Here is a 3,134-nt window from a genome sequence, read left to right as displayed (position 1 = left end):
GTATGAACTTGAAGAAATGATAGAGCGGAAATTCTCTCCGTTAAATGTCGTCATTTTGAAAAAGATATCTGAAGGACCGAGCTGGTCTTTAGGCATTGAAGATGAAGAATTTTCGCAGCGGAAGCCAGATAAAGGTCTCATTACCAAAAAGGAAATTCGAGTATTAAGCCTTCATGCGTTAAACCTTAAGAAAAGCAGCATCGTCTGGGATGTTGGGACGTGTACGGGCTCAATGGGGATTGAAGCTGCGAAGCTCTCACCTGAAGGTCAAGTTTTTGCGATTGAAAAAAATGAGCCGGATTTAGAAAATTGTTTACAAAACCAACGTAAGTTTCGTACCGATTTAACGGCGATTCATGGAAAAGCACCGCAAGGCTTAGAAACGTTTCCTGATCCGGATGCCGTTTTTATCGGTGGGACAGGCGGAGAGATGGTAGACCTCATCAATACTTGCTGCAATCGGTTGAAAAAAGGCGGAAGGATTGTCCTTAATGCCGCTACGATAGAAAATCTTTACCGTGCGAACGAGGCATTTGCAGAAGCAGGTTTTCAAACCTCCATCATGCACGCTCAAATTTCACGAAGCAAACCTATTTTAGGAATGAACAGATTTGTACCGCTGAATCCGGTTTATATCATTACTGCACAACGAAAGGAAGACATGAATGAGTAATCTTGGTACATTATATGGTCTTGGCGTCGGTCCTGGAGATCCGGAGCTTATTACAGTAAAAGCGTTTCGAGTCATTCAGGAATCGCCAGTTATTGCGTATCCGAAAAAAAGAAAAGGTAGCAAAAGCTACGCCCATCGTATCGTAGAAGTATACATTCGGCCTGAGGAGAAGGAAATGCTCGGACTTGTTTTTCCGATGACGAAGGATCAAACGATTTTGGATCGGGAATGGAACGAAACAGTTGAGAAGGTTTGGCAAAAGTTATATGAAGGTAAAGATGTTGCTTTCGTTACAGAAGGAGATCCGCTTTTATATAGTACGTTCATACATATGATGAAATTGATGCAGGAGTTGCATCCTGAAGTTGAGATTAAGACGGTACCAGGCATTTCTTCGTTTAACGGGTCAGCTTCAAGATTGGGCATTGCTTTGGCAGATGGCGATGATCATGTCGCGATTATTCCTGCAAGAGATGATTATGAAGCGATGAAGAAGGCGATTGAAGATCATGATGCTGTAGTGTTCATTAAAGTCGCAAAAGTAATCGATTTAATGATAACTGTATTAAAAGATTTAGATTTGCTTGAAAAGGCTTCAGTTGTAACCAAAGTCACTTCCGATGAAGAAGTAATCTGGAACTTAAGTGAATTGGAAGGACTTGAACTAGAATACTTAACTTTGATGGTGGTGAGAAAGTGAAAATTTATATTGTAGGTGCTGGTCCAGGAGATCCGGATTTGATTACGGTAAAAGGATTGAATATTCTCCAAACAGCAGACGTTATTTTATATACGGATTCATTAGTAAATGAAGAATTGATTGCAAAGGCAAAACCTGATGCCGAGGTGCTGAAAACGGCTGGAATGCATTTGGAAGAAATTGTTGATGTTATGGTTGATCGTGTTAAAGCAGGAAAAATGGTAGCACGTATTCACACAGGAGATCCTGCTATGTACGGTGCAATCATGGAACAAATTGTTCTATTGAAGAAAGAGGATATTGGCTATGAGGTGATTCCTGGTGTTAGTTCAGTATTTGCTTCAGCAGCAGCAATTGGCGCCGAGCTGACGATTCCCGATTTAACTCAGACACTTATTTTAACGAGAGCTGAAGGACGGACACCGGTTCCAGAATTCGAAAAATTACGAGATTTAGCGAGTCATCATTGTACGATTGCCCTTTTCTTAAGCGCAACCTTAACAAAAAAAATCGTCAAAGAACTCCAAACAGCGGGGTGGAAAGATGATACGCCTGTTGCAGTCATTCAACGGGCAACATGGCCGGACCAAAAAATTGTTCGTACTACCTTAGTGAATTTAGATGACGATATGCGTAAAAATGGAATCCGCAAGCATGCAATGATTTTGGCTGGATGGGCGTTAGACCCTAATATCCATGATAAAGATGAATACCGTTCCAAACTATATGATGCGAGCTTTACCCACGGTTTCCGAAAAGGTGTCAAGCCATGATCATTGAATTAAAAGAAGAGGAACTTGCCCCCATAAAACGGTCACATACTTATGCAATCGTAGCAATTACAAAGCATGGTGTAGAATTAGCAAGAAAATTACACACTGTTTTTTCAAATTCTGATCTATATTACATGAGCAAGTTTGAAAAAGGGGATGAAGAGCACAGACAAATCCAGCTTTTTTCGGGAAGCGTCCGTATGCTGTTACCCGCTTTATTCAAGGAATATAAAGGAATCATTTTAATTATTTCACTCGGTGCCGTCGTCCGGATGATTGCTCCAATTTTGAAGGATAAAAAAACGGACCCAGGAGTTGTTGTCATTGATGACAAAGGGGAGAATGTTATCAGTGTTTTGTCAGGACACCTTGGAGGAGCAAATGAACTTACCAAGGAAGTTGCAGCAGCGCTTGATGCAAATGCAATTATTACAACTGCATCAGATGTACAAAAAACAATTCCTGTCGATTTATTTGGCCAGCGCTTTGGCTGGGTTTGGGATTCTGCGGAAAAATTAACGCCAGTCAGTGCGTCCGTTGTAAATGAAGAGCATGTTGCAATCGTTCAGGAGTCGGGTGAACGGAACTGGTGGACGTATGAAACAGTATTACCTGAACAAATAATCGTTTATCCGTCAATTGATGACGCTCTTAAAGCAAAGCCTCAAGCAGCATTAGTCGTTACTCATCGGGAGCTTAGGCAGACTGAAAATAAGATTCTGGACAATGGTATTGTTTTTCGTCCAAAAGTCATTGTTCTTGGAATCGGTTGTAATCGAGGAACATCAGCCGTTGAAATTGAGCAGGTAATTGTGGAAACATTAGCGGAATTATCATTTTCAATAAAAAGTGTTAAAGCAATATGTACAATTTCAATAAAGAAAGATGAAATTGGTTTGCTTGAAGTCGTTCAAAAACACGGTTGGGAATTTGTGTATTTTGAACCGGAAGAACTTAATCAGGCTAAAATTGAAGCTCCGTCAGACAC

The 3,134-nt window shown here is 40.7% G+C and carries 4 protein-coding genes; all 4 read left to right on the top strand.

From position 1 onward, the window contains the following. Positions 1-673 (top strand): precorrin-6Y C5,15-methyltransferase (decarboxylating) subunit CbiT (cbiT, locus tag AC1DUW_RS24380; protein ID WP_477643677.1); only part of this gene is annotated, 673 nt, incomplete at its 5' end. Then, positions 666-1,373, top strand: a complete 708-nt coding sequence (cobI, locus tag AC1DUW_RS24375) for a precorrin-2 C(20)-methyltransferase (RefSeq protein WP_053345849.1) — start codon at positions 666-668, stop codon at positions 1,371-1,373. The genes cbiT and cobI, both read left to right, overlap by 8 nt. Then, complete coding sequence (gene cobM / locus AC1DUW_RS24370) at positions 1,370-2,146, top strand: precorrin-4 C(11)-methyltransferase (RefSeq protein WP_098174651.1); 777 nt, start codon at positions 1,370-1,372, stop codon at positions 2,144-2,146. The genes cobI and cobM overlap by 4 nt, the downstream gene beginning before the upstream one ends. After that, positions 2,146-3,134, top strand: a 989-nt coding sequence (locus tag AC1DUW_RS24365; RefSeq protein ID WP_477643676.1) for a cobalt-precorrin 5A hydrolase, incomplete at its 3' end; no start/stop codon positions are given. The genes cobM and AC1DUW_RS24365, both read left to right, overlap by 1 nt.

The sequence above is a fragment of the Peribacillus sp. P4_C12 genome (assembly GCF_056402095.1).
The sequence above is the reverse complement of the archived record's forward strand: the minus strand, read 5'-3'. Positions and strand labels throughout refer to the sequence as shown.